The organism is Pseudoalteromonas peptidolytica (assembly GCF_012641745.1).
Taxonomy (GTDB): Bacteria; Pseudomonadota; Gammaproteobacteria; order Enterobacterales; family Alteromonadaceae; genus Pseudoalteromonas; species Pseudoalteromonas peptidolytica.
Genome location: NZ_WEHZ01000020.1, coordinates 1 through 19545 on the forward strand (window position 1 = coordinate 1; position 19545 = coordinate 19545).

The following is a 19545-nucleotide window of genomic DNA, read 5'->3' on the forward strand; positions in this document are numbered from 1 at the left end:
CGTCGATACAAAAGACGGTAGCTAACATCAGGAGCTTTTCTTCAACCCAATCACGGCGATGTGTATAGGATTTTCCAGTTAGTTTATCTTCACCGCATAAATACGCACGTCTAACGCAGCGGGAGATACAGTGATAGTATTTGGTATCTGTTAAGCTGATTTGGTTTTTACGGGCAGTCGCCATCGTTTGTTTTCCTCAATCCTTGAGTGCAGAGTTAGAGCGTAGACGACTTTTAAAAAAGGCACAAATTAGTGGTGGGTGTCTTTGGTTTTCTTTGGTTTTCGTGTTGAGTGCAGAGTTAAAGCGTAGCCGACTTTTAAAAAAGGCACAATTTAGTGGTGGGTGTCTTTGGTTTTGTTGGGTGTCTTTGGTTTTGTTTGGTTTTTGTTTGGTTTTCTTCTTTATCGATGAGTGTTACGAAGCCAAAGTACTGGTTATGTTCCTAGCCGATGTGTCACTGAGTTTATGGCTTTTGTAATTGTATTGGCTACAACCAAATGATAACGTGCTGTAACTAATTATAAAAGAGATGCTTCGATGAAAAAGCTTCCGTTGTTAATGAGTGCCAGTAACAGTGACTAAGCAACAAAAACAAGGTCAGCCCTTTATTCCCGATTCTTTTGAACCACCAAAAAGGGTTAGCACATCTCATTTTTCTTTTACCGTGCTAGACGAGCAAATTGCGACTGCAGATTATGAATTGGTGATGGCTAATCAACCACGCTTACAGGGCATATTTGGCCCAAGTTCAAACTGGCCAAAAGCTTCTATGACTTTTGAGGAAAACATTGCAAGTTTAGCCACGCACAGGGAAGAATTCATGTCGCGAGCAGCATTTGCTTATGCGGTTTACACCAGACACAGTGAAAGGTATATCGGTTGTGTCTATATCGATCCGCCTCAATCTTCAGATTTTGATTGTGATGTGTATCTGTGGATAGGGTCAGAAGATATAGCATTGGATGACCTACTCTATCAAACAATTACTCATTGGTTAAAAACGGCGTGGCCATTTTCTAAACTTGCGTTTCCCGGTCGAAACGCTGCATTCTATACAGAGTAAAAACAATAAATTAGGGAAAATCATAATGAAAATGAAAGCGCTATATGCACTGCTACCATTCATGCTTGTTTCAAGTGCTTGCTCTGCAGAAGCGCTGAGTGACAAGGTCAACGCTTATTTTTACGCCCAAAAAGCCGTTGAACACCAACATTCAAAAGAATCTGATGTTACCAATCTACTGATGCTTTTAACACCCGATGCCACATTCGAGCATCCTAGGTTTAATGACATATTATCAAAAGAAGAATATAAGGCGGGCTGACTCAGCTATCTAGGCCAATACACAAAGTGCGATATCCAAGTAACAAACATCATTGAAGGCCTTAATGCAGTGACCGTTGAGTATTTACACCCTTGCATTGATCAGCAAGGTAACACGAATGAAAAAGAAAATAAGCAAAAGCTTGTGACACTGTTTGAGTTTAGCGGCGAAAAAATTAAACGTATTCGCCACTATTTTTAAGTAGCACTAAATACCCAGCAAATAGACCAAGTCAAATACTTGCGTGGTCTATTTACGTATTTGAAATCTCACTCACCAAGTAACTTAGTTAATCGCTCTTTACGAGCAACAAAAACATCGTAGCCATCATCATCCTTCGATGATAATGCTAGCGCTCTGTTTACTTGCTCTAACGATGCTCGATATTGTTTATCGGTTTCATAACCGTAAGCTAAACCGTTGTATGCGTCTGCATTATGTGGATAGCGTGAAATGCCATACTTAAACAACTTAATTGCTTCTTTCACGTTACCCGTACTCACATGGTGATAGCCGAGCCCTCTTATCGTCGATTCTTGAGGCTCAATCACTTCGCCATACTGAACGGATAGCTGCTGATAATACTCATTAATGGAGCTCAATTCGCCGTTATAAGCACGAACTGGCATTTGGGTCGGAAAAAACAGCTTTTGGTACGCACTAAAAATACCGGCGCTAGAGACAAGCCCATGAGGGACATTATCGTAAGCCTCGCTGAAAAAACGCAGCTCTACAGGTTTGTTATCAGCTAAAAAGTGCGCCATATCTTCATACCGTTCGCGCATCACGCCCCCCTCTTCGCCAATTGCAATAAATAAAAAGTTATTTAATTGCTTGGTTTTGGATATAAATGCTTTGGTGCTTTTTGCGGTGGCACCAAAATTCCACCATACCGCTGGACTATATGCTATGTGGCCTTGAAATAACGTAGGCTTAGTCTGCAACGCGTAGAGTACGAAAGTACCAGCTGCCGATGCGCCGGCAATCACTTTAAAATCGTGAGTGCGGTACTTCTTATTTACAAAAGGAATAAGCTCTGTCTCGATAAACTCTAAAAACTTTGGTGCGCCACCGCCCATGTTCATCGGGCCTGCTGGCTCTTTGTTTTTTGTTGGATAAAGATCTCGCAACCGCTCTGTATTTTCAATAGCAACAATTATGACCTCAGGTGCAGCAGAGACGCTTGCCTTTTGCAAACGTGCAAGCACTGCACTCATAAGTGGAAGGCTCCCTTTACCGTCAAGGCGATATATTACAGGATATGTTTTATTAGAATTGGTGTGATAACTTTTAGGAAGTTGTATCGTAACAGTGCGCGTTTCACCGAGCACTATTGAGTTTAGCGTTTTTGTGTGTCGATCGTATTCTTTATTTGCTTTTTGAGTGTCCTGAGCCATTGCAGAACACGAGAGAAAAACTACAAAAAAAACCGTGAAAAACCATTGAGCCGCTTTACCAATTATCATTTATTATTCCATTTATATGATTTTATTGGTAAAGCTAGCATATAGAAAAAGGGATTGATAGGATAGATCTCAACCAAATGAAGCTGTTATCTTCATAAATTATCTAATAGCCGATAAATAGCGTTTATCGCAGGATCAATACCTGCAAAGTAACTTTTCGAATCAGGTAGTATAGGCATATGTGGCGGTACCCATATACGGTGATCTTCCGCACGAGATGTTTGATGAAACTGAGATGAAATCAGACCAAATACCCCACTATAAGGCAACTTGAACCGCCCAGCTTCACCGACATGATTAGGTCTAGAACCGCTTGGCTCACCAACCAAAATAGCATCAGTGAAAAGATTTATATTGGTCAGTAAATTTTGAGCAGCCGAAAATGTATTGCGACCCATTATAACAAATAGTTTGCCATCAGGTTTTGCTGCCTCAAAGTAAATTAACGCTTTAAGTAAAGGCGGTAAAATAGAGCCGTTCCCGCCACTGTTGTGCCGTAAATCCAGTACTAAATGCTTTACTCCATCCTGTTTAACCGTGTCGATTAACGTCTTACTAAATTGGGCTAGCGACTGTGTTTTCATTTGTGCCACTGCATTAAACTGTACCTGTAGTACCCCATTAGATTTATTTAAGTATTGCCAGTAGTGCTTGTCTTTATGCTGTAGGTACTCTGGCGCATTTTTATGATTTTTTGGAAGTGTGGGCAAACCACTAAATGCAAATGCTTGCCCCTCAAGATGAATTTTTTCTGTAACATTATCAGTACTTTGAACTGTGATAGTAATTTTATTTGTACTATCAGCAATACCTAACCCAGTTAACACTTCAGGCATAGCTAAATAATAAGGCGCTAACCAAAGCTGCTGCATTTCATTATCACGAGGGTTTATTTTTGCTGCTTTTGCGATTGCCTCCTCGCTAGAAGTGCCCTCAAAAGCCATGACTTTTTGACCTATCAAAGCAGAGTAATTTGGTGTTGCATCAACGATATAGAGTCCATCTGTAAATACGTAAAACTGCACTGGCAAACGGCTGAAATTACCTTTTTCTCCAAAGGTTGGTACGATAAGGTTATGGCCATTACCTAAGGTGCCAACTAGTTCCATCATTCTAAATACAATTTGCTGGTCATTAAGGTTTGGTATATCCGCGTGTAAATTCTTCGCCAATGCCACCAGCTCAGCGTTGGTGCCAGCCATTTCATTTATATGTAAGCGATTAATTTCAGCAAGTAAAAATTCCAAATCAGCACGCCATTGTTGCACCCGTGTTAGTGTGGGGTCTTTGTACTGTCCTGCCAATATCTGAAATTGCGTATTATCTTTGATAGCATCAAATGCGGCTTTTCCCGCTATACTGCTGCGCTCATCATATCTCGCTGACAGAGATTTTCTTAGCCACTCGTGTGCTTGCTCTATATTCCCAAGCTGTGCATAAGCCTCCGACACTTTTATCATGATGTCGTTTGAAGGGCGTGAAGCATTTGGGATATTGGTTACGTTTACCCCAAGCGTCAGTGCATTTTTCAAAGCGACTATCGCTTGCTCATGATGCCCCAATTGCATCTGCGTCAACCCAAGTAGGTACCAAGTATCTCCATCATCTTTATAAGACGATGTTAAGCTTTGTAATAGAGGTAACGCCTGTTGCCAGCGCTTTTCACGTACAAAAAACAACGCTTTTTTACGAGTTTTAAGATAAACAACCGGATCTGCAACCCCACCTCGCTGTGGAAAAACACCAATAGCATCATTTGTTGGTGATAGTACCCGAGCAGTTTGAGACATGGCAGGGTGTGTGAAAAGTACACTACTAAAAATTAAACAAGCGGATAGCTGTGCGAAAAAACTCGAATACATCTCTTTTCCTTGTTATCGATTCAACGCTAAATTATGAATGACGCTCTTTTATACCAATTTTCTTAATTAAGTGGTCTATTTTGAGGCGAGAAAACCTTGTCGATAACTAGGCAAAAATTTTGCTATTTAGTTGTTCTAAATAAGAAATTTTTAACGCTGTTAGCGTCAGATTGACTCCTTCAAATTGAGCAAGTATTAAGTCAAATTGGTATTACATCAGAGCTGTGTTGTATTCGAACATTCTACTATATTAGAACCTACTATACCTACTTACTTTACGAAAAGCGCCCCATTTGAGACGCAAAGGCCTTGTCGATAACACTGATGTCGTGTCCAGCTATCAACGATAGTCTCTGTAACCGTAAAGAAAACTGTTTATCTGTTCTGCCATTAGCAGCTGATTTAATCACTCAAATTGAGTAAATATTAAGGAAGTATCACTCTGAGTAAGCTCAACAACGCCAGCATAAAGACTGGCGTTGTTGCTGAAGTGAATTAACTAACGATTATTTTTGCTTCTGCTGCTTGCGCACATTTGCAATACGAGAACGGTTTTTTAATCGAGCTTCTGCACTTGCTTGGTTCGATGGCTTGTTCACACGAGCTTTGCGACGTTGATGTGCAGGCTTTTTCTGAATTGTTTCCACTAGTTTTTCCCGATTAGCGACTTCATACCCTGGTAAGTAGTAACGCGAGATCTGCTGTTCAATTAACTGCTCGATATGGATCAGATCCGACTCTTCTTCACGGCTCACAAAAGTAATGGCGTAACCAAACTGCCCTGCACGTCCTGTTCTACCAATACGGTGTACATAGTCTTCAGCCAGATAAGGGACGTCATAGTTCACTACTCGTGGTAAACCAACAATATCAAGGCCGCGGGCTGCTACTTCAGTGGCGACCATCACACGCACTTTACCCTCAGTAAATTCCCTTAGCGCTCTGCGACGGGCTCCTTGAGTTTTATCACCATGACAAACATTCGCGTCAATCCCGTCGAGCTTTAACTCTTCAACCAGTTTGTCCGCTGTTTCTTTCATGTTGACAAATACCAACACCTGTTGCCAATTCTTTTTACCAATTAGTTCCGAGAGTAGCTCCCGTTTACGCTCTTCTTTGACTGGATATACAACATGGCGAACAGTCTCTGCAGTGCTATTGTCAGGTGTTGCCTGAATAAGCTTAGGTTGATTCAGGACTTGTTTGGCAAATTGCTTCATCGCTGACGGAAAAGTCGCCGAGAATAGTAACAACTGCTTGTTCTCATCTACCGATGCAATTACCTTTTGCATGTCTGTGATAAAGCCCATGTCGAGCATACGGTCAGCTTCATCCAGCACGAGATACTTTACTGTGTTCAAAGCAACATTACCAAGGCGGATATGATCTAACAGGCGACCTGGCGTAGCGACCAGAATATCAACTCCCTGTTTTAAACGCTCAGCTTGGCCGTTAACATTGACTCCACCAAAAAGCGCTTGCACTTTTAAGTCTGTATATTTTGCAAACGTAGCGCAATTATTGGCGATTTGCTCAGCAAGTTCTCGAGTTGGAGCCAGAATAAGCGCACGAGGTGTTAGCTGCGACTCAGTCTCTAGCAATTTTTGGATAATAGGTAATGCAAACGCTGCGGTTTTCCCTGTTCCAGTTTGCGCTGTAGCGAGCACATCGTTGCCCTGACGAATGGCAGGAATTGCGGCCTGCTGAATTGGCGTTAATGTGTGAAAATTGATGTCTTGCAGCGCATCTAAAAGAGGCTGTGCGAAACTAAATGAAGAAAACGTTGCCATAATAACCTACGACCGAATCAAAAACGGTCGCAGATTATAAATGACAAACGGGCTTTTAACAAAACTTAAGCAGCGTTTCGTCGATTAATTTTGGTGTAGCGCCAATAAAATCGCTTTCTTTCAATTGCGAAAGAAGCGCAATCCCCTCTTGTTGCTGTGCAACAGAAAGCGGCACATAAGGTAATCTAAATACGGGCTTTACCGCTGCGGTCATGATTAAAGCGGAATTAATCGCGATTGGATTTGGCTCGCAGAATAACCACTTCATTAGTGGAAGCAAAGATTTGTTAAGCGCGTCATTCGGTGCGTCCATTAATTGCCGGAATAACCCTGGTACCAAATTTGACGTCACAGAGATAACACCGTGGGACTGGCTTTTATGGCGGCTATCATGAGCCTCATCATCATTCCCAGACCAACAAGCAATCCCCATTGCCTCATAATGAGCGATACGAGCATCACCGGCACACTCTTTCATGCCAACGAAGTGCTTGTGATTTGCAAGCGGTTCAATAATGTCGGGGGTAAGATCTTGCCCCGTTCTACCCGGCACGTTGTAGATAAAGGCCGGACCGATTTCTAACACCTCGTTTAAATGCGCTTTCACGCCTGTAATCGAAGTTTTGCCGTAATAAGGGTTAATTTGAAGCGCGCAGTGCATGCCTGAAGCAAAGCCATATTCAGTTGCTTTTTTTGCTTCTCTGGTGTTGTTGCTTCCTGTATTACCAACAATTAATAATCTATCACCAAACTTATTCGCTGAGTGAGCAATCAGCATCAAGTGCTCCTCCCAGTTCATTAGTTGACCTTCACCAGTCGTACCCGCAACTACGATACCGTCTACACCGTTCGTAATTTGGGCTTCCACCAATTTATCAAAGGTATCTAAATCTATTTCGCCCGCCATGGTATAAGGCGTTTTAATTGCTGTGATTAAGCTCGATTTTTTTATTGATTGGATATGATACATGGTTTTTCTATTACTCATTCTGTTAACCGCCATTTTTACCATAAATACGACGGAGATCCGACCCATAAAATCATGGAAATCAATTAAAACTGATTAATTTTGCCTTTGCACACTTGTTATTTGTGTAAAGATCCATCAGAATTACATCCACTGTATATCCATCCAGTTAACTTTATGGGATTGTCACATTTTTTAAATACGCACTTTTATACCACTGCTGAGCTGAGCAGTAGCTTAAAAATTACCGAAGACCGACTGGCCGAATGGCAAAGTCTGAGTCTTTTTCCTAACCCAAGCTACAGCATTCAGAACCAAATAAAGTGTAGTTCTTACTTCGGACTTTATGAATGCGAAGAGTACACCGACTTTTACGCTCGCGGCTTATTAAATTGGGGTCAATTGATACAAAAACACAAAATAGATCAATCGAGTAATGCCTTTGAACTTTTTAGACAAAAATATTGTGACGCATTGGGTAGATGTGTAGAAAAAGGCTTTTATACTGAAGATCCGTCGTTTAGTGATGATTTAGTTGAACATGTTCAGCAGGTGTGGCAACAGTTTTTGTGTGGTAAATACGGCGTTATCAGCCAAAATGGGCTCATTGAAGAAGCGCTGTATATTGATTTAGGCCGTGCCATTATTGACGACATTACAGAAGCCAGAACAGCTAGTAATATTGCAGCTGAGCAACGAGAACAAGTGCACAATGCAATGAAATTACTCAACAAAGCGTTAGCAGCAAACACTCAAGCTGAGCAAACTGAGTCGCTACGGTCAAAGTACATTGATCAGTTAATCCGTAAGTATGATTTGTCTATAAAGTAGCGTAAATTTAATATCATACTTAACTGACTTCGCTGAGCGTCAAAAGAGGGGCTTCGTCTTGCTAGCAAAAATTAAATACTTCTTGGAACAAATCAGATACCAATTTGTACTTCTTCGGGTACAAGACACTTTATCGCCTAACTCCCTCTATGGGCGGTTGCAACCTACAGACTGCTGCTAGCTTCAAGCGAATAAAACAGTGATTGTCTAAAGCTCTGATGAATTATTGATAACAGCACGAATAGATGTGCTGTTTCTGGAGCTTGAAGCCTTGTCGATAGCACTTTTCTTAAACACTAATCCTTGGTATTGGTCGTTTGTAATTACAGCGAGAGAAGCTGTGGCTATATTTGCTGCTCAATATGCGCACGAATAATCTCAAACGCTTTTAATACTTTCAATTGATCTTCACATAAACTGTCATACCAAGCATCAAACAATTCATCTTCTTGCTCGCTAAGTGTCTGATACTGCGCTAATAGCGTCACAATATCGCTGTGTGTACAAGACAAAGAATCCAGCTCTTGCTGTAGTGCAGAGTCATCGCTGCTTTGCAGTTTAGCTAAAATTGAGTTATCTAATTCAGCTTGTTTATCCATAATGAATGCTCTTTTATCTGTATTTATATCGGTCAACAACGATGCTCTGTTGCAAACCATTGTACTAGGTTTTAGTTATTTATGAGGCTACTGCTTTATACCACGCACGATGTACGTAATACGAGTTACATTCTTCCACCAACAAGTCGGGAGGATAAAGTCCACTCCTAGCTTCGGTAAAAGCTTTTGACTAATAATAATGTCGTTATGCAAACTGCCCTTACATTTATATGGCTTCGAATCAAATTACCGTAAAAACAGGTATGAACAATATACCTGCACTACGCTAATTTTTTGATACGCATATCATAATGATCTGTTATACAGCATTAGTTATATCAGGCAATTTTGAGGAAAGTAACCCCCTTTTTTTTAACTGCTCAAGATACGTTCAGTTTCATGTTTGTAGCGACGATAAAACAACCATTATGCTGTAAATATCATCTCATCAAAATTTAGTTGTTGAGAATAGTTTTTATTTAATTTATATTTGATATAGTATAACAACACATAAATGTAGGAATCGTTGTAATGAAACCAAATATTCACCCTGACTATCAACTTGTTGCTTTTCATGACACATCTGTAGACAAATACTTTATCGTGGGATCCACTATTAAAACTGACCGAACGATTGAGTTAGATGGTAATACTTATCCCTATTTTCCGATCGATGTGTCTAGCGCTTCTCACCCTTTCTATACAGGTAAGCAAAAACTTGTTGCAAGTGATGGCCGCGTTGCGCAATTTAATCGTCGCTTTAAAAATTTAGCGTCTAAAAAAGGATAAAAATCATGAAAGTCTTAAGCTCACTTAAAAGCGCTAAAAATAGGCCAGGATGTCAAGTTGTGAAAAGAAGAGGCAGAGTGTATGTGATCTGTAAAACTAACCCTAGATTTAAGGCGGTACAGGGTAAAAAGAAAAAGCGCTAAATGTATAAACAAGTGCCAATCAACATCGCTGATCGGCACTTGATTAGAATAGACTTTACTATCACTTGTTTCCAAATAACAGTTCCCAAAAGCTTGGTGGCTCATGGAGCTCGTGATATTTCTTCCTCAACTTATCGACTTCCAGTAATTTTTGACGTGCAGCATCAAGTTCGCCTGACTCAAGTCGCTGCTCAACTAACGCCACAGTTTCTAATACTTGCTCAAGACCGGTTAATGATTCTGAAGCTACCGTTTTCTTAAAATTAAACGCTTTGCTTTCACGTACAAGTAGCTTAAATTCATCTAGATGTACCTGCATCTGTTGTTTTGTTTCAGACTGCACTGCTAATTTGTATATATGTCCCATCTTTTTCATTGTTTTATTCAGGTCACTTTGCTCGTTTGCGATGACAGAAGTAGCAACAAAAAATATGATAGCGTAAATTACTTTTATCATGAGGGTCTCCCTATTAGATTTGCCGCTTAGTATAAAGCAAATGCAATCAGAGCTACATTTATTGTTGATAACCTAAGTACCTTCGTAAACAGCTGGCTTAAAACAACTAGTACCCGACCCTCCTTTATTAAGCCACATGATGTGCGTGACAATGACAGTCACTAAAGCGCATTTATGAGCTATAATTTGTAAAGCAACGGTTCTTTTGACTTATCAATACAATTTCGCAGCTATGGCTTATGTTCAAAAAACTCGTACTTTTCATCCTGCTCTTAATTACCTCAAAGATAGCTTTAGCTGCACCACGATTCAGTGTTACGTTTGTGAATCCAGGCTTTGCCAACGAAAACCCCACAGGAGACTTCTGGCGTAATGTAAGCAGGATTATGCAAGCAAGCGCCAATAACCTAAATATCGAGTTAAAAATTAGCTATGCTGAGCGCAATCATATTTTAATGAAGCAACTGATAAGCCAAGCATTATCCAATCAGCCAGACTACCTTATTGTCGTAGATGAGAAATCCAGCGTTATTCCTTATTTATTATCAATACCAGCCTCAAACGTAAAAATCATATTTTTGCTAAACGGCCCGTCAAAAGAAGCAGAACTCGCGCTAGCCAATGCAGGACATCAAATTATTGGCACTATTGAACCTAATAATTTCCAAGCCGGGTTTAAGTTAATGCACCAACTTGCGAGAAAATCAATGAAGTCCACCGCCCCATCTAAACACCTGTTAGCACTGCTAGGTGATGTCGCAACTGCAGCTGCATTGGATAGACAGAAGGGCATGCTAGCCTACCTTGAACATAATAAAGAGATTGAGTTAATCGCTGAAGAAAACAGTCAGTGGTCACAACAAGAAGCGTACAGAATAACAGCAGCATGGTTACGTCGAGATCCATCAATTACAACAATATGGGCTGCCAATGATCCAATAGCCATGGGCGCCTTAAAAGCTGCAAATGAACTGCAGCGAAAAGTAGTCGTAGGTGGTATTAATTGGGATAAGAATATTGCCCCGCAACTTGACGTTTCTATAGGTGGTCATGTTCTTCTTGGGGCTTACACACTTACTAGGCTTGCCCACTATCATCAATTCCAAAACTACATTGGACATTTAAAAGTATCAATTTTCGAACAACTAGACACGTCAAACTTACTTCTTTTTAACGCGATCCATGGAAACTTTATTGGACAGCTGGAATTTTCACGTTACATTAATGAGCCAGAGCAATTTACAATACGGGGAATAAACAACTCAATAAAGCAAAAAAAACAACAATAAGCCACCCATATATTTATACTTTTAAAATTATCAATTCAAATACAGAAATTAAAAACTATAAACAATGCAATTTGGAAACTAATGACACCTTCCAATTGACAGCGATGTCAACACCTGTTTTAGTTACAAACGTAAACAACATGTAAAACAGGTGGACTTATGAAAAACAGTAAAAAAGCAACAAAATTTATCAAGCTTTCGGCGTTAAGCGTATGTGTTTGCGCGAGCCTCTCATCAGTAGCGCAGGCAGACACTCAGCGAGTTATCGTGACATTAAAAGATAACGCCACAACTAACGTATTACCGCTACAGCTAAACGATCTTGAAGCCGCGCATTTGAAGTCTCAGCTCCTTTCGGAGGCGGCATACACAACATTAGGTACAACGGCTTTGGGCACACTTCCGAGTGTCAATGCGTATGTTGCAGAGGTATCTCCTGCACAAATGCAACAACTGCAGGAAGATAAGAATATTGCTCAAGTTGAGATTGACCCAAAGCGTTACTTGCCGGCGATAGAGCCGACTGCAATTGACTTGCTAGCAGAAGCCACTCCATATGGGATTAGAATGGTACAGGCTGATCAGGTTTCAGATAGTTATAGCAGTAATCGCAAGGTTTGTATCATGGATACAGGCTACACGCTAGGTCATCAAGACTTACCTAATACTGGGATCACCGGTAATGATGGCTATGGTAATTACGATACAGGTTTATGGAGTAATGACGGCAACGGACATGGCACTCACGTAGCTGGCACAATAGCAGCGCTTGGTGGTAATGGAACAGGTGTGGTTGGTGTAAACCCATCAGGTCAATTAGGTCTGCATATTGTTAAAGTATTTAACGACCAAGGCCGTTGGGCATATGGCTCTAATCTTATTAAAGCGATTGAGCAGTGTGAGCAAGCAGGCGCTAACGTAACCAGCATGAGCTTAGGAGGCAGTGGCAGCTCTACGGCGGAACGAAATGCCTTTGAACAAAGTTATCAACGTGGCATGCTACATATTGCCGCAGCAGGTAACGGCGGTAACAGCTCGCTAAGCTATCCGGCATCTTATGATGCAGTTGTGTCAGTTGCTGCGGTAGATAGCTCAGAATCTAAAGCTTCATTCTCACAGTACAACAGCCAGGTTGAAATTGCAGGGCCTGGTGTTGGTGTTAACTCTACATGGAATAACGGTGCTTACAGAAGCATTAGTGGTACATCGATGGCAACACCTCACGTTTCCGGCGTTGCAGCATTGGTTTGGAGTCAATTCCCGCAATGTACAGCCAAGCAAATCCGAAATGTGTTAAATGCAACGGCAAAAGATAAAGGTCAAGCTGGACGTGATACGTCTTATGGTCACGGTATTGTCCAAGCGAAAGCTGCTGTAGATTATTTAACTGCGAATGGCTGTGATACCTCAGGCGCTGTCAATGCGAACTTTAGCGTTGCTGTAGATGGTATGACCGCTACATTCAGTAACCAATCGACGTCTGGTCGCTACCAGTGGCAATTTGGTGATGGTGCAACGAGCTCGCAAACAAACCCATCACATACCTATGCTTCAGCTGGTACTTATCAAGTGACATTAACTGTAACTGCTGCAAACAATAAAACAGCATCAAAAACTGTTTCCGTTACAGTAGATGGCGCGCCTACGGGATGTAAAGGTATTCAAGAATGGAATGCGACAAAGCGCTACTATAAAGGTGACCGAGTATCATTCAAAGGCTTCGAGTACAAAGCGACATACTGGTCACAAGGTGCAAGCCCTGAAATCTACTCAAATGTTTGGACAAAGGTGGCACAGTGTAAATAACAACTTGATGAGTAGTGGTGTTTAAGCACCACTACTCATTGCTAACAAAACACTGGCAATCAAGATAACTAATATCATCCACCACTCTCTTATTGATAGCTGTTCTTTAAAACACCACATGCCGAGCAAACTCGCACTGACGATACCAATGGCTCTTTTCAGCCCCTCCACCATCCCAGGCTGTAGCCCACTTAATGCCTGCATCTGGGCAATAACAGCAATGGCAAACACAAGCGTCGACAACCCCCAAAGCCCAGTATGCTTTGTTAGCTCGTGAAATGAATACCTCGGGCGTAGAAAGATGAAGTTAACCATGAGCACCATTAGGGTAATAAACGTGGCATGAAAAGAAAGCGAACTGTACTGTAATGCTTGCTTGTCAAAAACAATACATAACCCCCAACAAAATGATGTGATAGTTACTTGTTTTGCACCAGGCTCTTGAAAGATAAATTTGCCACCTTGCAATATGAAAGACGCACTCACAATCACCGTAAGAAGAAGTGACTGATGTAAGGTTAATAATTCCCCCAGTAATAGCCAAGCAAAAATGCCAGCAACAGCAGGAGTAACCGATAACAGAGGTAAGATCAATGCCATCCTGCCCTGTGCCAACGCTTGAATAAAGCTGACGCTACCAATAGCTGCAAGTACTCCGCTAATTAGTGCGGGTTTAAAATAGTTCCAATCAGGTAGCTGCTTATCAACGAAACACCAATAACCAAGGTAGACTGGTAGCACAAGCATACTCAACATCACTGACATCTGTGCCGCGCTATAATAGCTCGCTAGCCTTTTTCTTAAAAAATCAAAAATAGCCCAGTGTAAAGCGCTTAGTAGGGCAACCGCCATTTACCGCCCTTGTTGTAAAGCAATTTGAGTTTGAAACTTCATGTATTTATTAATTTTAAAGTGATCAGGCTTCCAGCCTAACAAAAATCGATAGAAGTCAGCCCACACAACCGGCCAAAGCGCTTCCCACTCGCTAAGTAGCTGTGCTACGTCTATTGAAGCTGCTTTGCCTAACAGCTCTACCCGTAAGGTATCTAAGTACAACTTAAGGTAGTCATCCGCATAAAGTAGTTGTGCTTGTTCATCTAAAACCGAGGTAATGAACAGCATTAAATCTGAAACTCCAATGCCTTTGCCCACGTATTGGAAATCAAATCCCAGCGCTTGCTCTCCATTAAATGCAAAATTAGCTAATTTTGCGTCTCCGTGGATCCATGTGTGCCAGTAGCTATTTTTTATTTTATGGTGCAATAAACTGGCGGCTTGCTTTACTTCACCATCAGCCATTCTTTTAAATTCATCAGGACGAGTTTCTAGGTGCCAGTAATTTCCTTGCTCCCAAACATGCTCTGCGGGGCTTTGTAAAAAGTGAGCATGAAACTTGGCAAGCCAGCCAATCACAGCCATTATTTGTTCTTCAGATGGTTTATCAACTTGCACAAACCCCTGACTAGAGAAGTCCCTAAATACAATGTAATCCATACCATTAGCTCCACCTTCCCCTAAATAACTCGCGGTATTACAAGGCGGTATAAGCTCGCAAGCATGATACTTATAAAAGTGCCTTTCTACTTGGTATGAGTGCGCTTTTCTCTTTAAGGCCACAGCTGACTGTGAAATGCGTGGGTGTGTTACCTGCTTAGGCACTTTGGTTCTTTTTATCGCTAATTTACCAACGTCATGGTTGATAAACAGCATATCACCACAACCGCTCCAAAGTTGCTGATTTCTTTTTAATGACATGGGCACAGAAATTACATCATTAGGAATAATTATTTTCACTGAGTTATACCCTTTTTGTTATTTAACTTGAAATGTAATTAATCAATCTATCTGATTAATTATTCGCCCAAGTTATTCAAACACAACCCCAAAGCCTGCTCGTTTGATAAGCCCTGAGCGTCAAAATCAACAACACTCGGTCACCTAATATAAACAAGCTATTGTGCCGTGAGACTCTTAGTATAGCTGCTGTTATTATCTTTACCCAACATGAAAAAGCCCTTAACCAATCGGCTAAGGGCTTTAAGTTTACCAACAAGTGAATGACTAACTTATTCGTTTACCGCTTGCTTGGCAGCTTCTTTTGCGGTTTCCTCATTAAGTAAGTTTAAATCAAAGTCAAACTCATCTACGCGAATGGCTTTTTCACGCTTACGATTGTAGTCAACTAATTTTGCGTATTCTTCTTCATTGATAAGATTTGCAACTAGTGCATTATCAAGAGTTTGCTCAAAACGAACACCAGGTTGGATTTCACGTCGACGAACTGCTTTTTTCACCTTAGCAAGTAAATCTAAACAGCCCATTTTAGCTTTATATGCCTGCTCATTAATATCGTGTCCGTCACCTGCTGTAGGCTTAACAAGGTGGGTTAATTGAGCCTTAAATGGTGTATCCATTTGTGCAGCAGCGGCAAGCTCGCGCACCATGTCATCATTTATTTTCGGCATATGCTTTCCACTAAACTGCATCGTGATTACACGCATGAATTTACGAGTACCGCTCGCAGGGAAGTTGTCCAAGAACTTATGTAGTGCTTCTTCTGCGCTAGTTAACGCGTATCTTGTTGCGTAGTGGAAATAAGGAGCCGCCTGCTCACGCTCAGATACCGCAACTTTCTGCTCATAGTATTTAATGGACGCCATTGCCGCATATAGGTAACTCATTACATCGCCTAGTCGGGCGGAGAGCATCTCTGCTTGCTTCAATTTACCGCCCAACACAAGTAATGAAAAGTCAGCATATACAGCAAGTTTAGCAGCAAGCCTATGTGCCGCTTTTTCATACTCTCGAACTTCTGGTAGTGATGACTTAGCATCAGCAGTAAATGGCATCACACCGTACTTGAATGCCCGCAAACTGTTTGCAACGCTGTAGCTTACCGTTTTGGTCAGAATACCTCTGAACTTACTGTCAGCATCCTTATCTTCGCTGTGGATTGACTCTACCATTGATTGCAAGTAAGGGTGACAACGCATTACACCTTGACCAAAAATCATCAGGTTACGAGTCAAAATATTTGCCCCTTCCACCGTGATCGCTATTGGCTGAGCAACATAACCGCTTGCAAGTGTGTTTTGCGGACCGTTTTGGATTGCCTTACCAGCAAGAATATCCATCGCTGAGTCAAGCACGTCACGACCAGTTTCCGTCATGTGATATTTAGCGATAGCCGTCACTACTGATGGCTTAAGACCCATCCCCAAACCTTCAGTAGTTAGCACTCGCATTGCTTCTTGCAAATATGCTTTGCCTGCGATATCCGCCAACTTTTCCTGAATACCTTCAAACTGACCAATAGACAGGCCAAATTGCTCACGGACAGCCGCGTATTCAGATGCCGATTTTAGTGCCACTTGGCTTGTCGATACGCCAAGCGCAGGTAATGAAATACCACGACCGGCACCTAAGCAACTGACCAGCATTTGCCAGCCACGACCAATATTCTTTTTGCCGCCGATAATAAAGTCCATAGGAATAAAGACTTTTTCACCGCGGGTTGTACCGTTATAAAAGCGAATTCCCATTGGGTCATGACGATTACCAAGCTGCACACCCGGGTGATCATGCGGTATTAACGCACAGGTAATGCCAAGTTCTTTTTTACCGCCAAGCAAACCTTCTGGATCAAGTACTTTGAATGCTAGACCAAGAACGGTTGCGATAGGCGCAAGAGTAATGTAGCGTTTATCCCAAGTTATTTCGAGACCTAGAACTTCTTCACCATTGTGCACACCTTTTGTAACAATGCCTTGATCCGGAATGCCACCAGCGTCGGAACCCGCTTCAGGGCTTGTTAATGCGAAACACGGAATATCACGGCCATTGGCTAGACGAGGAAGGTAGTGCGCCTGCTGCTCTTTAGTACCGTAGTGGAGCAACAACTCGCCAGGACCCAGCGAGTTTGGAACCATAACGGTTACCGCTACAGCTGAAGACTTGGTAGCAATCGTGCCAACAATCGTTGAGTTGGCGTAAGGGCTAAACTCTAGACCACCGTACTCTTTTGGAATGATTAGTGAAAAAAATCTTTCTTTTTTCAAAAATTCAAGCACATGCTCTGGCAAGTGTTTGCCATTTTGAATTTCTGAGTCATCTATCATACCCATGAGTTCTTTCACAGGACCATCTAAAAACGCTTGTTCTTCAGTACTTAGCTTGGCTTCTGGCACAGCGCGTAGTGCTGCAAAATCAGGTTTACCTTGATAAATCGATCCTTCTAACCAAACATCACCGGCATCTAATGCTTCTTGTTCTGTGATTGAAATGCTTGGGAGGATCTTTCTTAAATTCGTTCTTAAGCTCATAATTAACTCATCCGACCAGATAAATATACCTACATTACGGCATAAAAATGCGTTTAGATCAATTACTCTATCTCACTTTTTAACGCTTTTTTTACTGAGTTATCTAGCGGTTAATATAAATGACTGCAAAATTAATAGCTTACACGTGTAAGTTGAAAGTAATATTTTGCAGAGCGATGACAAAAATATGCTTAAAAAAGGGAAGCTCTCCGTTGTTACATGAGAGAAGCTGAGGTAGATGTTAGCTTACGCCCAAAATGAAGGCGCTTGATATCATGAGGTAGCAAAACATGCTGTTCAGTATGGCGCTATTTTTTGGCTATAACTTACAATGCACAACAACGCCTTGGTACTAATAAATGAAGCGTTTTAGCTCCTTAAAAATAATGGCTTATCACATCTATACAAATAATATTTCGTCAAAAACAGCTACAATAGAGCACCTTATTCATCCGGTATAATAGTCTTTTGGGCGTCATAGTAGCGCACCAAAGCTATAATCTAAGGTAGGTGTAGTCGGCGATTTTTGCTTGATCCCAAGCTTAAGTTACCTTCATTATGAAATAAACGTTTCTTAGCCACACTGATAACTAAACGCTGTGCAAAGTTGTGACGCTAAAAACATGCTATTTTTGCTTTGCAAATAGCTTTTATATCTGTCGGCGAAATGGCCACTTCCACTCCACGTTTCCCTGCACTCACATACACTTGTTCAAATGACAAAGCACTTTCGTGGAGTAATGTAGGCAGTTGTTTTTTCTGGGCAAATGGGCTAATCCCGCCGACCAAATAACCGGTAACTTTTTGTGCATACAGCTGTTCAGCAAGCTGCGCTTTTTTACCTTCACATGCCTTTGCAAATGCTTTCAGGTCCACCTGTTTAGTTGCTGGTGATACCGCTACATATAGTTGCCCATCAACCTCTATTAATAATGTTTTGAATACTTTTTCTCTATCTAAGTTAAGCTTTGTTGCAGCTTCATTTGCAAAGTCATTGTCGTTAGGATCATGCTCAAATTGCAGTATTTTAAATTCAACGTTAGTCTTTTTGAGTAAGTTAATCGCTGGAGTCATCAAGCTTCCTTTTACACTTCTGTTACTATTGCGCACGTATTCTGATATTAATGCGCTTTCTCTTTAAGATGTCAATCTTGTCTATACTGATAAATACCAAACAAGCAAGTCTAGATTTCAGGTGAGGATCTCAGCTCTGCTTATTTTTTAAGTTTGTTTTTGTAGCAGTTTGGTTATATCCATTTGCTTAATTAAGTGATCTATTTTGAGGCGAGAAAGTCTTGTCGATAACTAGGCAAAAATTTTGCTACTTAATTGTTCTAAATAAGAAATTTTTAATGCTGTTAGCGTCAGATTTACTCCTTCAAATTGAGCAAGTATTAAGTCAAATTGGTATTAGTACTGATATAAGGCAGCCGCTACGCACCATAGTTACTCAATGTGAGTCAGGCGATAAAGGCCCTGTGCACCTGCAAAGCCACCTTAGCCTGTATTCTTGTATGGCAACATAGTAGTAATGTGGATCAAGCGCTGCTCTTTGAGTCCACCTAAGTGATTTTGTACATTGTTGCTCAACTTCTGCTTAGATTACTGGCGGCAAGTAGAGTGTTGCGACCAAAATACACTCAGGAGAATAAAAACCAAACGGCAAAGGACAAGCACCTCCTGTTATTTCGGTGGAAGGTAATGAAAATATTGATAGTTAAATATCTGTTTTGCCTTGTCGGGTTCTTCTTATTGATATTAGTTTTATGTCAAGAGTATGAACATTGGAAAACCATGCAGCTATGCAGTAATAAGTGTGCCCATCTCACAGCGACGAAAAATATTCGCGTGCACGCCAAGATCAGTGGTGCTGTTTGTTATTGCGGAAAAGCACCAAC

19 protein-coding genes and 1 pseudogene are annotated in these 19545 nt (G+C 41.2%); 9 read left to right on the forward strand and 11 right to left on the reverse strand.

The genetic code is table 11. The annotated features are described in order from the left end of the window. Window positions 1-184 (reverse strand): annotated as a pseudogene (locus tag F9Y84_RS13605) (transposase); the annotation flags it as partial. Between the two features lie 391 nt (window positions 185-575). Between F9Y84_RS13605 and F9Y84_RS13610 the strand changes: the two are divergent. From F9Y84_RS13610 to F9Y84_RS22435, 3 genes are all read left to right on the forward strand, one after another. Further along, window positions 576-1064, forward strand: a complete 489-nt coding sequence (locus F9Y84_RS13610; RefSeq protein ID WP_125253511.1) for a hypothetical protein — start codon at window positions 576-578, stop codon at window positions 1062-1064. A 25-nt stretch (window positions 1065-1089) separates the two neighbouring features. Next, complete coding sequence (locus F9Y84_RS22215; protein ID WP_225740815.1) at window positions 1090-1326, forward strand: hypothetical protein; 237 nt, start codon at window positions 1090-1092, stop codon at window positions 1324-1326. A 69-nt stretch (window positions 1327-1395) separates the two neighbouring features. After that, window positions 1396-1527 carry a hypothetical protein gene (locus tag F9Y84_RS22435; protein ID WP_280177928.1) on the forward strand — a complete coding sequence of 44 codons (132 nt, stop codon included), beginning with the start codon at window positions 1396-1398 and terminating at the stop codon, window positions 1525-1527. Window positions 1528-1595: 68 nt separating this feature from the next. Here F9Y84_RS22435 and F9Y84_RS13620 read toward each other — a convergent pair whose 3' ends face one another. The 4 genes from F9Y84_RS13620 to F9Y84_RS13635 all read right to left on the reverse strand — a co-directional run bounded on the left by F9Y84_RS13620 (window position 1596) and on the right by F9Y84_RS13635 (window position 7414). Next, window positions 1596-2792 carry an alpha/beta hydrolase-fold protein gene (locus F9Y84_RS13620; protein WP_147391410.1) on the reverse strand — a complete coding sequence of 399 codons (1197 nt, stop codon included), beginning with the start codon at window positions 2790-2792 and terminating at the stop codon, window positions 1596-1598. Between the two features lie 92 nt (window positions 2793-2884). Continuing rightward, window positions 2885-4654, reverse strand: coding sequence for a hypothetical protein (locus tag F9Y84_RS13625; protein WP_147391409.1), 1770 nt, complete (start codon window positions 4652-4654; stop codon window positions 2885-2887). Window positions 4655-5160: 506 nt separating this feature from the next. After that, a complete protein-coding gene (locus tag F9Y84_RS13630) occupies window positions 5161-6444 on the reverse strand; it encodes a DEAD/DEAH box helicase (protein ID WP_128732324.1) in 1284 nt (427 codons plus the stop codon). Window positions 6445-6499: 55 nt separating this feature from the next. Further along, the gene (locus F9Y84_RS13635; RefSeq protein ID WP_128732325.1) at window positions 6500-7414 is read right to left on the reverse strand and encodes a 4-hydroxy-tetrahydrodipicolinate synthase; all 915 of its coding nucleotides are present in this window, start codon (window positions 7412-7414) and stop codon (window positions 6500-6502) included. A gap of 174 nt (window positions 7415-7588) precedes the next feature. On the opposite strand from F9Y84_RS13635, the gene F9Y84_RS13640 reads away from it, so the two are divergent. After that, window positions 7589-8242, forward strand: coding sequence for a DUF6058 family natural product biosynthesis protein (locus F9Y84_RS13640; RefSeq protein WP_125253507.1), 654 nt, complete (start codon window positions 7589-7591; stop codon window positions 8240-8242). A 344-nt stretch (window positions 8243-8586) separates the two neighbouring features. Here the strand turns inward: F9Y84_RS13640 and F9Y84_RS13645 are convergent, their stop codons facing one another. Next, window positions 8587-8841 carry a hypothetical protein gene (locus tag F9Y84_RS13645; RefSeq protein WP_125253497.1) on the reverse strand — a complete coding sequence of 85 codons (255 nt, stop codon included), beginning with the start codon at window positions 8839-8841 and terminating at the stop codon, window positions 8587-8589. Between the two features lie 531 nt (window positions 8842-9372). Between F9Y84_RS13645 and F9Y84_RS13650 the strand changes: the two genes are divergently transcribed. Together F9Y84_RS13650 and ykgO are read left to right on the forward strand one after the other, a co-directional pair. Next, window positions 9373-9630 (forward strand): type B 50S ribosomal protein L31, encoded by a 258-nt coding sequence (locus F9Y84_RS13650; RefSeq protein WP_125253496.1) that lies wholly within the window; start codon window positions 9373-9375, stop codon window positions 9628-9630. A 5-nt stretch (window positions 9631-9635) separates the two neighbouring features. Beyond that, complete coding sequence (gene ykgO, locus F9Y84_RS13655; RefSeq protein WP_080672543.1) at window positions 9636-9773, forward strand: type B 50S ribosomal protein L36; 138 nt, start codon at window positions 9636-9638, stop codon at window positions 9771-9773. Between the two features lie 61 nt (window positions 9774-9834). Here the strand turns inward: ykgO and F9Y84_RS13660 are convergent, their stop codons facing one another. Continuing rightward, window positions 9835-10230 (reverse strand): cytochrome b562, encoded by a 396-nt coding sequence (locus F9Y84_RS13660; protein WP_125253495.1) that lies wholly within the window; start codon window positions 10228-10230, stop codon window positions 9835-9837. A gap of 239 nt (window positions 10231-10469) precedes the next feature. Between F9Y84_RS13660 and F9Y84_RS13665 the strand changes: the two genes are divergently transcribed. Then, window positions 10470-11519, forward strand: coding sequence for an ABC transporter substrate-binding protein (locus tag F9Y84_RS13665; protein WP_147390951.1), 1050 nt, complete (start codon window positions 10470-10472; stop codon window positions 11517-11519). Window positions 11520-11678: 159 nt separating this feature from the next. Continuing rightward, on the forward strand, window positions 11679-13325 hold the full coding sequence (locus F9Y84_RS13670; protein ID WP_147390952.1) for a S8 family serine peptidase: 1647 nt from the start codon (window positions 11679-11681) through the stop codon (window positions 13323-13325). Window positions 13326-13346: 21 nt separating this feature from the next. Here F9Y84_RS13670 and F9Y84_RS13675 read toward each other — a convergent pair whose 3' ends face one another. The 4 genes from F9Y84_RS13675 to ybaK all read right to left on the reverse strand — a co-directional run bounded on the left by F9Y84_RS13675 (window position 13347) and on the right by ybaK (window position 18721). Beyond that, on the reverse strand, window positions 13347-14177 hold the full coding sequence (locus F9Y84_RS13675) for an EamA family transporter (protein WP_147390953.1): 831 nt from the start codon (window positions 14175-14177) through the stop codon (window positions 13347-13349). Further along, complete coding sequence (locus F9Y84_RS13680) at window positions 14178-15119, reverse strand: phosphotransferase (RefSeq protein ID WP_147390954.1); 942 nt, start codon at window positions 15117-15119, stop codon at window positions 14178-14180. A gap of 272 nt (window positions 15120-15391) precedes the next feature. Then, entirely contained in the window at window positions 15392-17647 is a 2256-nt protein-coding gene (locus F9Y84_RS13685; RefSeq protein ID WP_147390955.1) for an acyl-CoA dehydrogenase, read from the reverse strand. Window positions 17648-18262: 615 nt separating this feature from the next. Beyond that, window positions 18263-18721: a Cys-tRNA(Pro) deacylase gene (gene ybaK, locus F9Y84_RS13690; RefSeq protein ID WP_125253489.1), complete on the reverse strand. Its 459-nt coding sequence runs from the start codon at window positions 18719-18721 to the stop codon at window positions 18263-18265. Between the two features lie 278 nt (window positions 18722-18999). On the opposite strand from ybaK, the gene F9Y84_RS13695 reads away from it, so the two are divergent. Continuing rightward, the gene (locus tag F9Y84_RS13695) at window positions 19000-19173 is read left to right on the forward strand and encodes a hypothetical protein (protein WP_168756765.1); all 174 of its coding nucleotides are present in this window, start codon (window positions 19000-19002) and stop codon (window positions 19171-19173) included. Window positions 19174-19545 lie beyond the last annotated feature (372 nt).

Coding starts and splice junctions, on each gene's coding strand:
- F9Y84_RS13640 (WP_125253507.1), top strand. CDS start 7,589: ATGGGATTGTCACATTTTTTAAATACGCACTTTTATACCACTGCTGAG.
- F9Y84_RS13625 (WP_147391409.1), bottom strand. CDS start 4,654: ATGTATTCGAGTTTTTTCGCACAGCTATCCGCTTGTTTAATTTTTAGT.
- F9Y84_RS13645 (WP_125253497.1), bottom strand. CDS start 8,841: ATGGATAAACAAGCTGAATTAGATAACTCAATTTTAGCTAAACTGCAA.
- F9Y84_RS13650 (WP_125253496.1), top strand. CDS start 9,373: ATGAAACCAAATATTCACCCTGACTATCAACTTGTTGCTTTTCATGAC.
- ykgO (WP_080672543.1), top strand. CDS start 9,636: ATGAAAGTCTTAAGCTCACTTAAAAGCGCTAAAAATAGGCCAGGATGT.
- F9Y84_RS13695 (WP_168756765.1), top strand. CDS start 19,000: ATGCTGTTAGCGTCAGATTTACTCCTTCAAATTGAGCAAGTATTAAGT.
- F9Y84_RS13620 (WP_147391410.1), bottom strand. CDS start 2,792: ATGATAATTGGTAAAGCGGCTCAATGGTTTTTCACGGTTTTTTTTGTA.
- F9Y84_RS13685 (WP_147390955.1), bottom strand. CDS start 17,647: ATGAGCTTAAGAACGAATTTAAGAAAGATCCTCCCAAGCATTTCAATC.
- F9Y84_RS13630 (WP_128732324.1), bottom strand. CDS start 6,444: ATGGCAACGTTTTCTTCATTTAGTTTCGCACAGCCTCTTTTAGATGCG.
- ybaK (WP_125253489.1), bottom strand. CDS start 18,721: ATGACTCCAGCGATTAACTTACTCAAAAAGACTAACGTTGAATTTAAA.
- F9Y84_RS13635 (WP_128732325.1), bottom strand. CDS start 7,414: ATGTATCATATCCAATCAATAAAAAAATCGAGCTTAATCACAGCAATT.
- F9Y84_RS13670 (WP_147390952.1), top strand. CDS start 11,679: ATGAAAAACAGTAAAAAAGCAACAAAATTTATCAAGCTTTCGGCGTTA.
- F9Y84_RS13665 (WP_147390951.1), top strand. CDS start 10,470: ATGTTCAAAAAACTCGTACTTTTCATCCTGCTCTTAATTACCTCAAAG.
- F9Y84_RS13660 (WP_125253495.1), bottom strand. CDS start 10,230: ATGATAAAAGTAATTTACGCTATCATATTTTTTGTTGCTACTTCTGTC.
- F9Y84_RS13675 (WP_147390953.1), bottom strand. CDS start 14,177: ATGGCGGTTGCCCTACTAAGCGCTTTACACTGGGCTATTTTTGATTTT.
- F9Y84_RS22215 (WP_225740815.1), top strand. CDS start 1,090: ATGAAAATGAAAGCGCTATATGCACTGCTACCATTCATGCTTGTTTCA.